The organism is Pseudomonas sp. FBCC-B1565, assembly GCF_059133265.1.
On the sequence record NZ_CP101438.1, the window covers coordinates 2,150,415 to 2,165,485 of the forward strand.

At 58.9% G+C, this 15,071-nt stretch carries 17 protein-coding genes; 14 read left to right on the forward strand and 3 right to left on the reverse strand.

What is annotated here, in order from left to right:
• Positions 1-26: 26 nt before the first annotated feature.
• Genes NL123_RS10200 through NL123_RS10225 form a run of 6 tightly spaced genes read left to right on the forward strand, consistent with a single transcriptional unit; the run spans position 27 to position 5,976 of the window.
• Positions 27-1,580, forward strand: coding sequence for a sugar ABC transporter ATP-binding protein (locus tag NL123_RS10200; RefSeq protein ID WP_058426259.1), 1,554 nt, complete (start codon positions 27-29; stop codon positions 1,578-1,580).
• Positions 1,577-2,554 carry an ABC transporter permease gene (locus NL123_RS10205; RefSeq protein ID WP_010209107.1) on the forward strand — a complete coding sequence of 326 codons (978 nt, stop codon included), beginning with the start codon at positions 1,577-1,579 and terminating at the stop codon, positions 2,552-2,554. Before NL123_RS10200 ends, NL123_RS10205 begins: the two co-directional genes overlap by 4 nt.
• Positions 2,555-2,557: 3 nt before the next feature.
• Positions 2,558-3,580, forward strand: coding sequence for a LacI family DNA-binding transcriptional regulator (locus NL123_RS10210; protein ID WP_248483044.1), 1,023 nt, complete (start codon positions 2,558-2,560; stop codon positions 3,578-3,580).
• A gap of 23 nt (positions 3,581-3,603) precedes the next feature.
• Positions 3,604-4,521, forward strand: a complete 918-nt coding sequence (gene rbsK, locus NL123_RS10215; RefSeq protein ID WP_248483042.1) for a ribokinase — start codon at positions 3,604-3,606, stop codon at positions 4,519-4,521.
• Positions 4,518-4,922 (forward strand): D-ribose pyranase, encoded by a 405-nt coding sequence (gene rbsD, locus NL123_RS10220; RefSeq protein ID WP_494357693.1) that lies wholly within the window; start codon positions 4,518-4,520, stop codon positions 4,920-4,922. Before rbsK ends, rbsD begins: the two co-directional genes overlap by 4 nt.
• Before the next feature lie 25 nt (positions 4,923-4,947).
• Positions 4,948-5,976: a nucleoside hydrolase gene (locus tag NL123_RS10225; protein WP_179029782.1), complete on the forward strand. Its 1,029-nt coding sequence runs from the start codon at positions 4,948-4,950 to the stop codon at positions 5,974-5,976.
• Positions 5,977-6,009: 33 nt separating this feature from the next.
• Here the strand turns inward: NL123_RS10225 and NL123_RS10230 are convergent, their stop codons facing one another.
• Positions 6,010-6,222: a hypothetical protein gene (locus NL123_RS10230; RefSeq protein ID WP_010209115.1), complete on the reverse strand. Its 213-nt coding sequence runs from the start codon at positions 6,220-6,222 to the stop codon at positions 6,010-6,012.
• Between the two features lie 170 nt (positions 6,223-6,392).
• On the opposite strand from NL123_RS10230, the gene NL123_RS10235 reads away from it, so the two are divergent.
• Positions 6,393-6,701 carry a hypothetical protein gene (locus NL123_RS10235; protein WP_071492213.1) on the forward strand — a complete coding sequence of 103 codons (309 nt, stop codon included), beginning with the start codon at positions 6,393-6,395 and terminating at the stop codon, positions 6,699-6,701.
• Between the two features lie 144 nt (positions 6,702-6,845).
• Positions 6,846-7,166, forward strand: coding sequence for an I78 family peptidase inhibitor (locus tag NL123_RS10240; protein ID WP_025857833.1), 321 nt, complete (start codon positions 6,846-6,848; stop codon positions 7,164-7,166).
• Positions 7,167-7,239: 73 nt separating this feature from the next.
• Here the strand turns inward: NL123_RS10240 and NL123_RS10245 are convergent, their stop codons facing one another.
• Together NL123_RS10245 and NL123_RS10250 are read right to left on the reverse strand one after the other, a co-directional pair.
• The gene (locus NL123_RS10245; protein ID WP_003234260.1) at positions 7,240-7,452 is read right to left on the reverse strand and encodes a cold-shock protein; all 213 of its coding nucleotides are present in this window, start codon (positions 7,450-7,452) and stop codon (positions 7,240-7,242) included.
• 289 nt (positions 7,453-7,741) lie between these two features.
• Complete coding sequence (locus tag NL123_RS10250) at positions 7,742-8,056, reverse strand: hypothetical protein (protein ID WP_081049314.1); 315 nt, start codon at positions 8,054-8,056, stop codon at positions 7,742-7,744.
• 367 nt (positions 8,057-8,423) lie between these two features.
• Here NL123_RS10250 and thrS point away from each other — a divergent pair, with 367 nt between their 5' ends.
• From thrS to pheT, 6 genes are all read left to right on the forward strand, one after another.
• Positions 8,424-10,346: a threonine--tRNA ligase gene (thrS, locus tag NL123_RS10255; RefSeq protein WP_248483038.1), complete on the forward strand. Its 1,923-nt coding sequence runs from the start codon at positions 8,424-8,426 to the stop codon at positions 10,344-10,346.
• Positions 10,346-10,897, forward strand: coding sequence for a translation initiation factor IF-3 (gene infC / locus NL123_RS10260; protein ID WP_169850653.1), 552 nt, complete (start codon positions 10,346-10,348; stop codon positions 10,895-10,897). The genes thrS and infC overlap by 1 nt, the downstream gene beginning before the upstream one ends.
• A gap of 60 nt (positions 10,898-10,957) precedes the next feature.
• On the forward strand, positions 10,958-11,152 hold the full coding sequence (rpmI, locus tag NL123_RS10265; protein WP_002553160.1) for a 50S ribosomal protein L35: 195 nt from the start codon (positions 10,958-10,960) through the stop codon (positions 11,150-11,152).
• Between the two features lie 30 nt (positions 11,153-11,182).
• Positions 11,183-11,539 carry a 50S ribosomal protein L20 gene (gene rplT, locus NL123_RS10270; protein ID WP_002553161.1) on the forward strand — a complete coding sequence of 119 codons (357 nt, stop codon included), beginning with the start codon at positions 11,183-11,185 and terminating at the stop codon, positions 11,537-11,539.
• A 108-nt stretch (positions 11,540-11,647) separates the two neighbouring features.
• Positions 11,648-12,664, forward strand: a complete 1,017-nt coding sequence (gene pheS / locus NL123_RS10275; protein WP_003192486.1) for a phenylalanine--tRNA ligase subunit alpha — start codon at positions 11,648-11,650, stop codon at positions 12,662-12,664.
• Between the two features lie 26 nt (positions 12,665-12,690).
• A complete protein-coding gene (gene pheT, locus NL123_RS10280; RefSeq protein WP_494357694.1) occupies positions 12,691-15,069 on the forward strand; it encodes a phenylalanine--tRNA ligase subunit beta in 2,379 nt (792 codons plus the stop codon).
• Positions 15,070-15,071 lie beyond the last annotated feature (2 nt).

Sequence of the window (15,071 nt, forward strand, 5' to 3'; positions counted from 1 at the left end):
CTGGGCGGGCGCCTGGAGATTTTCCTATGTCATCTTCCGCCCCGAACGCTGTCCTCTCGGTCAGCGGTATCGGCAAGACCTATGCCCAACCGGTTCTGTCCGACATCACCCTGACGCTCAATCGCGGGGAAGTGCTGGCGCTGACCGGAGAGAACGGCGCAGGCAAAAGTACCTTGTCGAAGATCATCGGCGGGCTGGTCACGCCGACTACCGGGCACATGCAGTTCAACGGCCAGGATTTTCGCCCTGGCAGCCGCACCCAGGCTGAAGAGTTGGGCGTGCGTATGGTCATGCAGGAGCTCAACCTGCTGCCGACACTGACTGTTGCCGAAAACCTGTTCCTGGATAACCTGCCCAGCCACTGTGGCTGGATCAGCCGCAAGCAACTGCGCAAGGCTGCAATCGAGGCCATGGCCCAGGTCGGGCTGGATGCCATCGATCCGGACACGCTGGTTGGCAGCCTGGGTATTGGCCATCAGCAAATGGTCGAAATCGCCCGCAACCTGATCGGCGACTGCCACGTACTGATCCTTGACGAACCCACGGCCATGCTGACGGCCCGTGAAGTCGAGATGCTGTTTGAACAAATCACCCGCTTGCAGGCCCGGGGCGTGGCGATCATTTACATTTCGCACCGGCTGGAAGAGCTGGCCCGTGTTGCCCAGCGCATTGCGGTACTGCGCGACGGCAAACTGGTCTGTGTCGAGCCGATGGCCAATTACAACAGTGAGCAACTGGTCACCTTGATGGTCGGTCGTGAGCTGGGCGAGCACATCGACCTGGGCCCGCGCTCCATTGGTGGTCCGGCCTTGACGGTAAAAGGCCTGACTCGCTCGGACAAGGTCCGCGACGTGTCCTTTGAAGTGCGCGCCGGTGAGATCTACGGTATCTCCGGCCTGATAGGTGCCGGTCGTACAGAGTTGTTGCGCCTGATCTTCGGCGCCGACCTGGCCGACAGCGGCACCGTGGCGCTTGGTTCGCCAGCCCAGGTGGTGAGCATCCGCTCGCCCGTGGATGCGGTGGGCCACGGTATTGCCCTGATCACCGAAGACCGCAAGGGTGAGGGCCTGCTGCTGACCCAGTCCATCAGCGCCAACATTGCCCTGGGCAACATGCCGGAAATCTCCGGCGGTGGCGTGGTCAACAGCCGCGACGAGACCGCCTTGGCCAAGCGTCAGATCGACGCCATGCGCATCCGCAGTTCCAGTCCGGCGCAGTTGGTTTCCGAACTGTCCGGCGGTAACCAGCAGAAGGTAGTGATTGGCCGCTGGCTGGAGCGCGACTGCTCGGTGATGCTGTTCGATGAGCCAACCCGCGGCATCGACGTGGGTGCCAAGTTCGATATTTATGCCTTGCTGGGCGAATTGACCCGCCAGGGCAAAGCGCTGGTGGTGGTGTCCAGTGATCTGCGTGAACTCATGCTGATCTGCGACCGCATCGGCGTGTTGTCCGCCGGGCGCTTGATCGAGACCTTCGAGCGCGACAGCTGGACCCAGGACGAATTGCTCGCCGCCGCCTTTGCTGGCTATCAGAAACGTGATGCGCTGCTCAACGACGCAGTGCTTAGGGATACCCCATGAAAACCACAACTTCCCCTGGCAAGACCGGCGGCAACTTCTATGGCCTGGGCACCTACCTGGGTCTTGCGGGTGCCTTGCTGGCGATGATTGCGCTGTTCTCGGTGCTCAGCGATCACTTCCTGTCCTATGACACCTTCAGCACCCTGGCCAACCAGATTCCGGACCTGATGGTACTGGCGGTGGGCATGACCTTCATCCTGATCATCGGTGGGATCGACCTGTCGGTGGGCTCGGTGCTGGCACTGGCTGCATCGGCCGTCAGCGTAGCGATCCTCGGCTGGGGCTGGAGCGTGTTGCCGGCTGCCGTGCTGGGCATGGGCTGCGCGGCGTTGGCCGGTACCATCACCGGCTCGATCACCGTGGCCTGGCGCATACCATCGTTCATCGTGTCCCTCGGCGTGCTGGAAATGGCCCGAGGCGTCGCATACCAGATGACCGGCTCGCGCACCGCTTACATCGGGGATTCGTTTGCCTGGCTGTCCAACCCGATTGCCTTTGGTATTTCACCGTCGTTCATCATCGCGTTGCTGGTAATCATCGCCGCGCAGCTGGTGCTCACCCGCACTGTGTTTGGTCGCTACCTGATCGGCATCGGCACCAACGAAGAGGCTGTGCGCCTGGCGGGGATCAATCCAAAACCTTACAAGATCCTGGTGTTCAGCCTCATGGGCCTGCTGGCCGGCGTGGCGGCGCTGTTCCAGATTTCGCGCCTGGAAGCGGCGGACCCGAACGCCGGTTCCGGCCTGGAGCTGCAAGTGATTGCGGCAGTGGTGATCGGCGGCACCAGCCTGATGGGCGGGCGCGGCTCGGTGATCAGTACCTTCTTTGGTGTGTTGATTATTTCGGTACTGGCGGCTGGCCTGGCGCAGATCGGGGCCACGGAACCGACCAAGCGCATCATCACCGGTGCCGTAATCGTGATCGCCGTGGTCCTCGACACCTACCGCAGCCAGCGCGCCAGTCGGCGGGGCTGACCTATGGCAACGATCAAGGATGTGGCAGCGCTTGCGGGTATTTCCTACACCACGGTGTCCCATGTGGTGAACAAGACTCGCCCGGTCAGTGAGCCGGTGCGCATCAAGGTTGAAGCGGCGATCAAGCAGCTCGACTATGTGCCCAGTGCCGTCGCGCGCTCACTCAAGGCCAAGACCACGGCCACGATCGGTTTGCTGGTGCCCAACAGCCTCAACCCGTATTTTGCGGAATTGGCTCGCGGCATCGAGGATTACTGCGAGCGTAACGGCTACTGCGTGATCCTCTGCAACTCCGACGACAATGCTGAAAAGCAACGCAACTATTTGCGCGTGCTGTTGGAAAAGCGCGTCGACGGCTTGATCGTGACCTCGGTGGGCGGTGACGACAGTGGCCTTGCCGCTGGCTTGAGCGCGGTGCGCACGCCCATGGTGATTGTCGACCGGGCGCTGGATGGCATTGATGTGGACCTGGTGCGTATCGATCACGAGGAGGGCGCCTATCTGGCGACCCGGCACTTGCTCGAACTGGGCCATCGCGACATTGCTTGCATCGGCGGCCCTGCCCATACCCGTGTCGCGCAAATGCGTTTGGCGGGCTATCACCGTGCGCTGCGAGAGGCCGGTGTCGAGGTGGCCGCCAACCGCACCCAGGAAAGCGATTTCACCAGCACGGGCGGTTATGCCGCCGCTGTGCATTTGCTGGCGCAAAACCCGCCCAGTGCGATTTTTGCCAGTAACGACATGATTGGTTTTGGCGTGTTGCGTGCAGCGGCAGAGCGCAATATCCGCGTACCGGGTGAGCTGTCGGTGATCGGTTTCGATGATATTCAAATGAGCCGTTACGTCTACCCGGCGCTGACCACGGTCGGGCAGTCGATCGTGCAACTGGGCGAGACGGCGGCCGAACTTTTACTGCGAAGAATTGCAACACCCCAAATGCCGATTGATCAACGCATCGTGACGCCGAGCATCGTGTTGCGTGAGTCGACGGCACCTGTCTCCGGTACGTTCGCCCAATACCGCTGAACCGAATTGATGAGTACTGATGTATGCCAGCAAAAGTAGTGGTAATAGGCAGCTTGAACATGGACCTGGTCACCCGTGCCAGCCGGTTGCCCCGTGCCGGTGAAACCTTGATCGGCCAGACATTCTCAACCGTGCCTGGTGGCAAGGGTGCGAACCAGGCGGTAGCCTCCGCACGCTTGGGGGCCGATGTGTCGATGATCGGCTGTGTCGGCAGCGATGCCTATGGCATCCAGTTGCGCGATGCGTTGGTGGTGGAAGGCATCGATTGCCAGGCCGTCAGCACCGTGGACGGTTCCAGTGGCGTGGCCTTGATCGTGGTCGATGACAGCAGCCAGAACGCGATTGTGATCGTGGCGGGCAGTAACGGCGAACTGACGCCAGCCTCATTGCAGGCGTTTGATGCGGTGCTGCAGGCGGCTGAGGTGATCGTCTGCCAGCTGGAAGTGCCGATGAATACGGTGGGCTATGCCCTCAAGCGCGGTCGTGAGCTGGGCAAGACGGTGATCCTCAACCCTGCACCGGCCAGCGCGCCGTTGCCGGCTGAGTGGTACGCCTCGATTGATTACCTGATACCCAATGAAAGCGAAGCTGCCGCACTGAGTGGTGTGGCCGTCGACTCCATTGACAGTGCCAAGGCCGCGGCCACCCACCTGATCCAGGCGGGCGCCGGCAAAGTCATCATTACCTTGGGCTCCCAGGGCGCACTGTTTACCGACGGCCTGAATTTCGAGCACCTGCTTGCGCCCAAGGTCAAGGCGGTAGACACAACGGCAGCGGGTGATACGTTCGTCGGTGGCTTTGCGGCGGCGTTGGCCAACGGCAAGAGCGAGGCCGAGGCCATTCGTTTTGGCCAGGTCGCGGCGGCGTTGTCGGTCACCCGCGCCGGTGCGCAACCCTCTATTCCAACGCTGCACGACGTACAAGGTTTTGTGCCCTCATGAAAAAGACACCTCTGCTCAATATTGCCCTGTCGCGCGTGATCGCCTCGCTTGGGCATGGTGACATCCTCGTGATCGGTGACGCTGGCCTGCCGGTGCCGCCGGGTGTCGAGCTGATCGACCTGGCGTTGACCCAGGGCATCCCGGATTTCATCAGCACCTTGCGTATCGTGCTCAGCGAGATGCAGGTTGAACGCCATGTGCTGGCGGAAGAAATCCTGCTCAAGCAACCACCGGCTTTGGCCGAGCTGAATGCGCTCACAGAACAGGCGGCCCTCGGTGAGCGGCGTCTGGTCAGCCATGACGAATTCAAGCAGCTCACTCACAACGCGCGCGCGGTAGTGCGCACCGGTGAATGCCAGCCCTACTGCAATATCGCGCTGGTGTCCGGCGTAACGTTCTAGCGTTCTCAACGACAAGGAGTGTTTTATGCAATATGGTCTTCCAACCCTGAAAAACCTGTTCCGGAGTGTCCTGCTTTTGTCTGCGCTCACTGCTGCAAGCGCCCAGGCGGCGGAAAAAATCGACCTGATCATCGACACCGATCCAGGTGCTGACGATGTGGTCGCATTGCTGTTCGCCATGGCCTCCCCGGATGAGCTGAACATTCGCGCGCTCACCACCGTCGCCGGCAACGTGCGCCTGGACAAGACCTCCCGCAATGCACGCCTGGCCCGTGAGTGGGCGGGGCGCGAGGACATCCCGGTGTACGCTGGTGCGCCCGCACCGCTGCTGCGCACGCCGATCTACGCCGAGAATATTCACGGTAAGGAAGGCATTTCCGGCGTCACCGTGCATGAGCCGAAAAAGGGCCTGGCTGACGGCAATGCGGTTGATTACCTGATCAAGACCCTCAGCACTGCCAAGCCGCACAGCATCACCATCGCAATGCTCGGCCCGCAGACCAACCTGGCGCTGGCGCTGACCCAGGCACCGGAAATCACCCAGGGCATCAAGGAGGTCGTTGTGATGGGCGGCGCGCACTTCAACGGCGGCAATATCACGCCGGTGGCGGAGTTCAACCTGTTCGCCGACCCGGTTGCGGCTGAAATTGTGCTCAAGAGCGGCGTCAAGCTGACTTACCTGCCGCTGGACGTGACCCACAAGGTACTGACCAGCGAAGCCCGCCTGAAAAAGATCGCCGACCTCAAGAACAACGCGAGCAAGGTGGTTGGCGATATTCTCAATGAATACGTCAAGGGCGACATGGAGCACTACGGCATTCCCGGCGGCCCGGTGCATGACGCCACCGTCGTGGCTTACCTGCTCAAGCCTTCGCTGTTCAGCGGTCGTGAAGTCAATGTGGTGGTGGATAGCCGTGAAGGTCCAACCTTCGGCCAGACCATCGTCGACTGGTACGACGGCCTGAAACAACCGAAGAACGCGTTCTGGGTGGAGAACGGTGATGCCCAGGGCTTCTTCGATCTGCTGACCGAGCGCCTGGCGCGTCTGAAGTAATGGGTTGACCGGTCGGCGTGCGCCAGCCGGTTCTTATTCGCGCTCGGGGTCGTGTGCCCCCATGTGATCGGCCGGGTATTTCTCGAATATCTGGCCGATGAACGCTTGCGCTGCCTGCGTACCCAGTTCCTTGACCAGCAGGTCGATGCCGATAATCGCCAATTCCTCTGGGCTGCCGGGGCTGTATGAGCTTTGTCCTTGGGGCCACTTGGCTTTGATATCGGCTTGGAGCGTTACGGTGGTCATGAAGGTCTCACGGGGCTGAAAATACAGGGCAATGCGCTGGAACGCGGTTCTTACCCGGCCAGTTAAACATTTTGCATTGCGTTTGGCACTGATACTTAGGCATGGGGCGGTTCGGCATGACGTTACTGCTGTGCGACACTGTCCGCCTGTTTAATTGCCGGGGACACCACGTGCAGATCGATTTGAACAACCCCGAGAACCTGACACTGGCGAATGTGCGCCAGCTTCTCGCCAGTGCCAGTGACGACGAACATGCCCAGTTGCGGGTGACCAAGGCCGGAATCGCCTATATCTCTTCAGGAAGGGTTGTAGGTGGCGTGGATATCGACGGCCTGCTGTTTCGCCTGGAGACCTGGGCCAAGGGCTCCGGATACGTAGGTAATGTTGCCGCCAGTGATGAAGTCTGGGTGACACAGATCTTCAATGCTCTGAAGGAAAACTGGCCGAAGCCGGCATTCGACTACATCGACATCTACTGAGCACATTCATATCCGGTCACGATTGAGCGGGCGAATGCCTGTCCCGACTCAGGCAAACTTGCCCGGCGGCGGTTTACGTCTTGAAACCAATCCGCCCAATCGCTGTCGCACGATCTCTGTCCATTTTTTATCATAGGAGGCTTCATGCCTTGGAAGCTCGCATCATTCGGTACTTTGTTGGCGGCACTCGCATTGGCGGGTTGCAGCACCCCGGGTGCCTCTGAGCCAGCCAAAGACGCCGCCGTGGCCGATGCCGGTCATAGCCGCTGTGAGTCGAAAGCCGCCGAATTCACCATCGGCCAGAAAGCCTCGCCCCAGTTGCTGGAACAGGCGCGTACCCGTGCCGGTGCGCAGAACGCACGTATCCTCAAGCCTAACGACATGATCACCCTGGAATACCGCTCCGACCGCCTCAACCTGAACACCGATGACAACCTGGTGATCACGCGGGTCAATTGCGGCTAAGTCTCTCAAGGCTTTTGCAGTGCCCATAAAAAACCCCGTCACATGGACGGGGTTTTTTTAGCTCAGCGGAGAATTACTCGCCGCGAACCTGTGCAGCTTGCATACCCTTTTGGCCTTTCTCAGCCACGAAGGAAACGGTTTGGCCTTCTTTCAGGCTTTTGAAACCGTCGCTTTCGATAGCTTTGAAGTGTACGAACAGGTCGTCACCGCCACCTTGAGGAGTGATGAAGCCGAAGCCTTTTTCATCGTTGAACCATTTAACGGTGCCGGTTTGGCGATTAGACATGGTGTATCTCCAAGAAACATATATTTTCAGTAGTGCTGTGCTGCTCAGGCCAACTGGGCACACCGGGCTATCATAGTCGAAATGTTCGGCTTGGGAGCCCCCCCAAGGCATTGTTTGCTAATCAATAGCGTTGCGTTTAATACCTGTCCCGGCTGAAAGCCCCGATCTACGGGGCTTTCGCTCGAAATATCAACTGGTAAAAAAAGCCGTAAAAGCTGCGTATTTTGTGAGAAATGGCAGTTTTCAGGCTGTTTTGCCCGATAAAAAGCCGTCTGATCTGTGGCCGATCTTACTTTTTCTTCACGACTTTGCAGGACGAAATAGCCGCGACCGCTTTGTTTTTAAGCTCAGGCTTGGCGTTCGGGTTGGTCATGAGTTCCTTGATTTCTGCAGTGCTCAATTCGGCATTGATTTTGTCAGCGCCACATTCGCAGTGGTCTTTGGCGGTCTTGACGTCTACGTTCTGGCTGGCGGCTGCGCTGCAGTCGTTGACGAAGCTGTCACGGGCACCGGCTGGCCAGTTCGACGGGGCGGCTGCCTGTGCACCGAGGGAAAGGAGGGTCAGGGAAGCGGCGAGAGCGAGGGTAGAGGTAAAACGCATCATGAGGATGCTCCTTTGGGTCGAGGACGAACGGCGATTCTCAGTGGGTTTGAGGCATTGCGTACAGCTCAAGTTCACTTTTGCGGCTATAAAGCGCGGATTTTGTCGTTACACAAGATAGCAGCGCCGCGATGACCGTTCATCTGTGCTAGCATCTTGCGCTTGGCTATTTCCAGGCGCGCCAATTGCCGCCTTGCCATGTTCTTTTTAGCTCACTCCAGTCACTCTGGTTCGATTATCGGTTGGCCGAAAGGCTCCTGCCGCTGTAAGGCAGGCGTTCATCATTGAACGGCCTGGTGTTGGATCTTGTACTGGCTCATCCCAACCCACGTGACCTTTGGTAGGGGTCACCACTAGGAGAGGAGGCGCCATGCCAACTATTACTCTTCCCGACGGCAGTCAACGTTCATTCGATCATTCGGTTTCCGTAGCCGAGGTCGCCGCATCCATTGGTGCAGGCCTGGCCAAGGCTACCGTAGCCGGCAAGGTCGACGGCAAGCTGGTCGATGCCAGCGACCTGATCACCTCCGATGCCAGCCTGCAAATCATCACGCCCAAGGATCAAGAGGGGCTGGAGATCATTCGCCACTCTTGCGCGCACTTGATTGGTCATGCGGTCAAGCAACTGTACCCAACCGCGAAGATGGTGATCGGCCCGGTCATCGACGAAGGCTTCTATTACGACATCGCCTACGAGCGTCCTTTCACTCCGGACGACCTGGCGGCCATCGAACAGCGCATGCACCAGTTGATCGAAAAAGACTACGACGTGATCAAGAAAGTCACGCCGCGTGCCGAAGTGATCGACGTGTTCACCGCCCGTGGCGAAGACTACAAGCTACGCCTAGTGGAAGACATGCCGGACGAGCAGGCCATGGGTCTGTACTACCACGAAGAATACGTCGACATGTGCCGTGGCCCGCACGTGCCGAACACACGCTTTCTCAAGTCCTTCAAGCTGACCAAACTGTCCGGCGCCTACTGGCGTGGCGACGCGAAGAACGAGCAACTGCAGCGGATCTACGGCACCGCCTGGGCTGACAAGAAGCAGCTGGCGGCCTACATCCAGCGCATCGAAGAAGCCGAAAAGCGCGACCACCGCAAGATCGGCAAGCGCCTGAACCTGTTCCACCTCCAGGAAGAAGCGCCGGGCATGGTGTTCTGGCACCCGAACGGCTGGACCCTGTACCAGGTGCTTGAGCAGTACATGCGCAAGGTTCAGCGCGAGAACGGCTACCTGGAGATCAAGACACCCCAGGTCGTTGACCGCAGCTTGTGGGAGAAATCCGGGCACTGGGCCAACTACGCCGACAACATGTTCACCACCCAGTCGGAAAACCGCGATTACGCCATCAAGCCGATGAACTGCCCGTGCCACGTGCAGGTGTTCAACCAGGGCCTGAAGAGCTATCGCGAGTTGCCGATGCGCCTGGCTGAATTCGGTGCCTGCCACCGTAACGAGCCATCGGGTGCGTTGCACGGCATCATGCGCGTGCGCGGCTTCACTCAGGACGACGCCCACATCTTCTGCACCGAAGAGCAGATGCAGGCTGAATCCGCCGCGTTCATCAAGCTGACCATGGATGTATATCGCGATTTCGGCTTTACCGACGTCGAGATGAAGCTGTCCACTCGTCCGGAAAAACGCGTCGGCTCCGACGAACTGTGGGACCGCGCCGAAGCTGCACTGGCCGCTGCGCTCGACAGTGCGGGCCTTGCGTACGATCTGCAGCCGGGCGAGGGCGCTTTCTACGGTCCGAAGATCGAGTTCTCGCTGAAAGATTGCCTTGGCCGCGTCTGGCAGTGTGGTACCCTGCAGCTCGATTTTAACCTGCCGATCCGTCTGGGCGCCGAATATGTGTCCGAAGACAACAGCCGTAAACACCCGGTTATGCTGCACCGGGCGATCCTTGGCTCGTTCGAACGGTTCGTCGGGATCCTGATCGAGCACTACGAGGGTGCATTCCCTGCGTGGCTGGCTCCGACCCAGGCAGTGATCATGAATATCACTGATAAACAGGCAGATTTTGCCGCTGAGGTTGAAAAAACACTCAACGAAAGCGGATTTCGTGCCAAGTCCGACTTGAGAAATGAAAAGATCGGCTTTAAAATCCGCGAGCATACTTTGCTCAAGGTTCCCTATCTTTTGGTTATCGGAGATCGGGAAGTCGAGATGCAGACTGTCGCTGTGCGTACTCGTGAAGGTGCTGACCTGGGCTCGATGCCCGTCGCCCAGTTCGCTGAGTTCCTCGCGCAAGCGGTTTCCCGGCGTGGTCGCCCAGATTCGGAGTAATTATTATTAAGCGTGAAATGAGACAAGATAAACGAGCTGCACCGAAAGCCCCGATCAACGAGAATATCTCGGCACGCGAGGTTCGGTTAATTGGCGCTGACGGCGAGCAGATTGGCATCGTCTCGATTGATGAAGCGCTTCGTATCGCTGAAGAGTCCAAATTGGACCTGGTGGAAATCTCCGCCGACGCAGTCCCGCCTGTTTGCCGGGTGATGGACTACGGCAAGTCGATCTTCGAGAAGAAGAAGCAGATTGCTGCGGCGAAGAAGAACCAGAAGCAGATTCAAGTAAAAGAAATCAAGTTTCGTCCAGGGACGGAGGAAGGGGATTACCAGGTAAAACTGCGCAACCTGGTACGTTTCCTGAGTGATGGGGACAGGGCCAAGGTATCCTTGCGATTCCGCGGCCGTGAGATGGCCCACCAGGAGCTGGGGATGGAACTCCTCAAGCGGGTTGAAGCTGACCTGCTCGAGTACGGTTCGGTCGAACAGCATCCTAAGATGGAAGGACGCCAGCTGATCATGGTCATCGCCCCGAAAAAGAAGAAGTAATCAACAGGGCACGGCAGGCCTTCTGATTATGTTTATCAACTGAATGCGGAGTATCCGAACATGCCAAAGATGAAGACTAAAAGTGGTGCTGCTAAGCGGTTTCTGAAAACTGCTAACGGTATCAAGCACAAGCACGCTTTCAAGAGCCACATCCTGACCAAAATGTCGACCAAGCGTAAGCGTCAACTGCGCGGTAGCAGCTTGCTGCATCCGTCTGACGTGGCAAAGGTCGAGCGCATGCTGCGCCTTCGTTAATTTTTGGATCAAGAATAGAGGAAGTAACTCATGGCTCGTGTAAAGCGTGGCGTCATTGCCCGTAAGCGTCACAAAAAAATTCTGAAACTTGCTAAAGGCTACTACGGCGCGCGTTCACGCGTATTCCGTGTTGCCAAGCAAGCGGTAATCAAGGCAGGCCAATACGCCTACCGTGACCGTCGTCAGAAAAAACGTCAGTTCCGCGCTCTGTGGATCGCTCGTATCAACGCCGGTGCACGTGTTAACGGTCTGTCCTACAGCCGTTTCATTGCTGGCCTGAAAAAAGCGTCCATCGAGATCGACCGTAAGGTTCTGGCTGATCTGGCAGTGAACGAAAAAGCGGCGTTTGCTGCGATTGTCGAGAAAGCTAAAGCCACCTTGGCTTAAGTACCCCCGACAGTCACCCTGGGTTACTCTGTAGCCCAAGGTGTTAAACGTCATAAATAGGGGAAGAGCCTTCAAGCTCTTCCCCTATTTTGTATCTGGAGTCTGTACATGGAAAACCTGGACGCGCTCGTCGCTCAAGCCCTTGAGGCTGTGCAAAGCGCTGAAGATGTAAATGCCCTGGAGCAAATCCGGGTTCACTACCTTGGCAAAAAAGGTGAATTGACTCAGGTGATGAAGACCCTGGGGAATTTGCCGGCTGAAGAGCGTCCGCAAGTCGGTGCGCTGATCAACGTCGCCAAGGAGCGTGTCACAGAGGTGCTCAATGCACGCAAGGCGTCGCTCGAGGAGGCCGATCTTGCGGCCAAGCTCGCCGCCGAGTCCATTGACGTAACCCTGCCTGGCCGTGGTCAGGCCTCGGGTGGCCTGCATCCGATCACCCGGACTCTGGAACGTATCGAACAGTTCTTCACCCACATCGGCTACGGCATTGCCGAAGGCCCTGAGGTCGAAGACGACTATCACAACTTCGAGGCGCTCAACATCCCAGGCCACCACCCGGCCCGGTCGATGCACGACACCTTCTATTTCAACGCGAACATGCTGTTGCGCACCCATACCTCGCCGGTACAGGTCCGCACCATGGAAGCGAACAAGCCGCCGATCCGCATCGTCTGCCCAGGCCGTGTGTACCGCAGCGACTCCGATATCACCCACTCGCCGATGTTCCACCAGGTCGAAGGCCTACTGGTTGATCGCGACATCAACTTCGCCGACCTCAAGGGCACCATCGAAGAATTCCTGCGGGTGTTCTTCGAGAAGGAGCTGGCGGTGCGTTTCCGTCCTTCGTTCTTCCCGTTCACCGAGCCGTCCGCTGAAGTCGATATGGAATGCGTGATGTGCAGCGGTAAAGGCTGCCGCGTCTGCAAACAGACCGGCTGGCTGGAAGTGATGGGCTGCGGCATGGTTCACCCCAACGTGTTGCGCATGTCCGGCATCGATCCGGAAGAATTCTCGGGCTTTGCCTTCGGCATGGGTGTAGAGCGTCTGGCCATGCTGCGTTACGGCGTGAACGACTTGCGTCTGTTCTTCGACAACGACTTGCGGTTCCTCGCGCAATTTCGCTAGTCGTAACGAATCTTTAGGAGAGCAGGATGAAATTCAGTGAACAATGGCTGCGTGGCTGGGTAAGCCCGCAAGTAGATCGCGACGAGCTGGTTGCTCGTCTGTCGATGGCCGGTCTTGAGGTCGATAGCGTTACCCCGGCCGCCGGTGTTTTCAGTGGTGTGGTAGTGGGCGAGGTGCTGAGCACCGAGCAACACCCCGATGCCGACAAGCTGCGTGTGTGCCAGGTCAGCAATGGCACGGAAACCTTCCAGGTCGTGTGCGGAGCGCCTAATGTGCGCCCGGGCCTGAAAATCCCGTTCGCCATGATCGGTGCCGAGCTGCCGGGCGACTTCAAGATCAAGAAGGCCAAGCTGCGTGGCGTCGAGTCCAATGGCATGCTGTGTTCCCAGGCCGAGCTGCAAGTCGGCGAGGGCAATGATGGCCTGATGGAACTGCCTGCCGACGCGCCCGTGGGCCAGGACATCCGCGTTTACCTGGAACTGGAAGACGCCAGCATCGAGGTCGACCTGACTCCGAACCGTGGCGACTGCCTGTCCCTGGCCGGCCTGGCGCGTGAAGTGGGCGCGTTGTACAACGCCCCGGTCACGCGTCCGGTCGTTGCTGCTGTACCCGCTGTGCACGACGAAGTACGTCCGATCGACGTGCTGGCACCCAACGCCTGCCCGCGTTACCTGGGCCGTGTAATCCGCAACGTCGACCTGTCCAAGCCAACCCCGCTGTGGATGGTTGAGCGCCTGCGCCGTGCTGACGTGCGCAGCATCGACGCTGCCGTCGACATCACCAACTACGTGATGCTGGAGCTGGGTCAACCGCTGCACGCGTTCGACCTTGCCGAAATCAACGGCGGCATCCGCGTACGCATGGCAGAAGAAGGCGAGAAACTGGTGCTGCTCGATGGTCAGGAAGTCAGCCTGCGTGCCGATACCCTGGTCATCGCCGACCACTCCCGCGCCCTGGCAATTGCCGGCGTGATGGGTGGCGAGCACAGCGGCGTATCTGCGACCACTCGCGACGTATTCCTCGAAAGCGCATTCTTCGATCAGATCGCTATTGCCGGCAAGGCCCGTTCCTATGGCCTGCACACCGACGCCTCGCACCGCTATGAGCGCGGCGTGGACTGGAACCTCGCCCGTGAAGCCATGGAGCGCGCCACTGGCCTGCTGCTGGAAATCACCGGCGGCGAAGCCGGCCCAATCACCGAAACCGTCAATGAACAGTTCCTGCCGTCGGTTGCGCCGATCACCCTGCGCGCCAAAAGCGTCGAGCAGATGCTCGGCCTGGTGATCGCACCGGCTGAAATCGAGCAACTGTTGTCCGCCCTCGGCCTGGGTATTTCCGCAGGCGGGGAAGGGCAGTGGACCGTTGAAGTACCAAGCCATCGCTTCGATATCAGCCTGGAAGTCGACCTGATCGAAGAGCTGGCTCGCCTCTACGGCTACAACCGCCTGCCGGTTCGTTACCCGCAAGCGCGTCTGGCGCCGCAACCTAAGGCCGAGGCGCGTGCGCATTTGCCTGAACTGCGTCGCCTGCTGGTTGCCCGTGGCTACCAGGAAGCCGTGACCTACAGCTTCATCGATCCGAAGCAGTTCGAACTGTTCAACCCGGGCGTCGAGCCGCTGTTGCTGGCAAATCCGATCTCCAACGACATGGCAGCCATGCGTTCGTCCCTGTGGCCAGGCCTGGTGAAAGCACTTTCCCATAACCTGAACCGTCAGCAAGACCGTGTGCGCATGTTCGAAAGTGGCCTGCGTTTCGTTGGTCAACTGGATGGCTTGAAGCAAGAGCCGATGTTGGCCGGTGTTGTTTGCGGTAGCCGCCTGCCCGAAGGTTGGGCGCAGGGCCGCGATGCCGTGGACTTCTTCGACGTCAAGGCTGACGTGGAAGCGGTGCTGGGCTTTGCCGGTGCACTGGACGCGTTCACCTTCGTACCAGGCAGCCACCCGGCGTTGCACCCGGGCCAAACTGCACGCGTTGAGCGCGAAGGGCGTTTGGTAGGTTTCGTCGGCGCCATTCACCCTGAATTGTCGAAAACCCTCGGTCTTGATCGTCCGGTATTTGTGTTCGAACTGCTCCTGGCTGAAGTGGCTTCGGGCAAAATGCCTAAATTCAGCGAGCTGTCGCGCTTCCCTGAAGTGCGTCGTGACCTGGCGCTGATTGCCGATCGTGAAGTAGCCGCCACTGCCGTTCTGGATGTAATTCGTGAAAATGCAGGGGAATGGCTGACAGACCTCAGGCTATTTGACGTCTATCAGGGTAAAGGTATTGATCCGCATAGAAAAAGCCTTGCAGTTGGCTTGACCTGGCAGCATCCATCGCGCACTCTTAATGACGATGAGGTGAATACCACGACACAAAATATCCTCACCTCGCTCGAACAAAGGTTGAACGCCACGTTAAGGAAGTGACG

Coding starts and splice junctions, on each gene's coding strand:
- pheS (WP_003192486.1), top strand. CDS start 11,648: ATGGAAAACCTGGACGCGCTCGTCGCTCAAGCCCTTGAGGCTGTGCAA.
- rbsD (WP_494357693.1), top strand. CDS start 4,518: ATGAAAAAGACACCTCTGCTCAATATTGCCCTGTCGCGCGTGATCGCC.
- thrS (WP_248483038.1), top strand. CDS start 8,424: ATGCCAACTATTACTCTTCCCGACGGCAGTCAACGTTCATTCGATCAT.
- rbsK (WP_248483042.1), top strand. CDS start 3,604: ATGCCAGCAAAAGTAGTGGTAATAGGCAGCTTGAACATGGACCTGGTC.
- NL123_RS10225 (WP_179029782.1), top strand. CDS start 4,948: ATGCAATATGGTCTTCCAACCCTGAAAAACCTGTTCCGGAGTGTCCTG.
- NL123_RS10205 (WP_010209107.1), top strand. CDS start 1,577: ATGAAAACCACAACTTCCCCTGGCAAGACCGGCGGCAACTTCTATGGC.
- rpmI (WP_002553160.1), top strand. CDS start 10,958: ATGCCAAAGATGAAGACTAAAAGTGGTGCTGCTAAGCGGTTTCTGAAA.
- NL123_RS10200 (WP_058426259.1), top strand. CDS start 27: ATGTCATCTTCCGCCCCGAACGCTGTCCTCTCGGTCAGCGGTATCGGC.
- NL123_RS10245 (WP_003234260.1), bottom strand. CDS start 7,452: ATGTCTAATCGCCAAACCGGCACCGTTAAATGGTTCAACGATGAAAAA.
- NL123_RS10240 (WP_025857833.1), top strand. CDS start 6,846: ATGCCTTGGAAGCTCGCATCATTCGGTACTTTGTTGGCGGCACTCGCA.
- NL123_RS10250 (WP_081049314.1), bottom strand. CDS start 8,056: ATGATGCGTTTTACCTCTACCCTCGCTCTCGCCGCTTCCCTGACCCTC.
- rplT (WP_002553161.1), top strand. CDS start 11,183: ATGGCTCGTGTAAAGCGTGGCGTCATTGCCCGTAAGCGTCACAAAAAA.
- pheT (WP_494357694.1), top strand. CDS start 12,691: ATGAAATTCAGTGAACAATGGCTGCGTGGCTGGGTAAGCCCGCAAGTA.
- NL123_RS10230 (WP_010209115.1), bottom strand. CDS start 6,222: ATGACCACCGTAACGCTCCAAGCCGATATCAAAGCCAAGTGGCCCCAA.
- NL123_RS10210 (WP_248483044.1), top strand. CDS start 2,558: ATGGCAACGATCAAGGATGTGGCAGCGCTTGCGGGTATTTCCTACACC.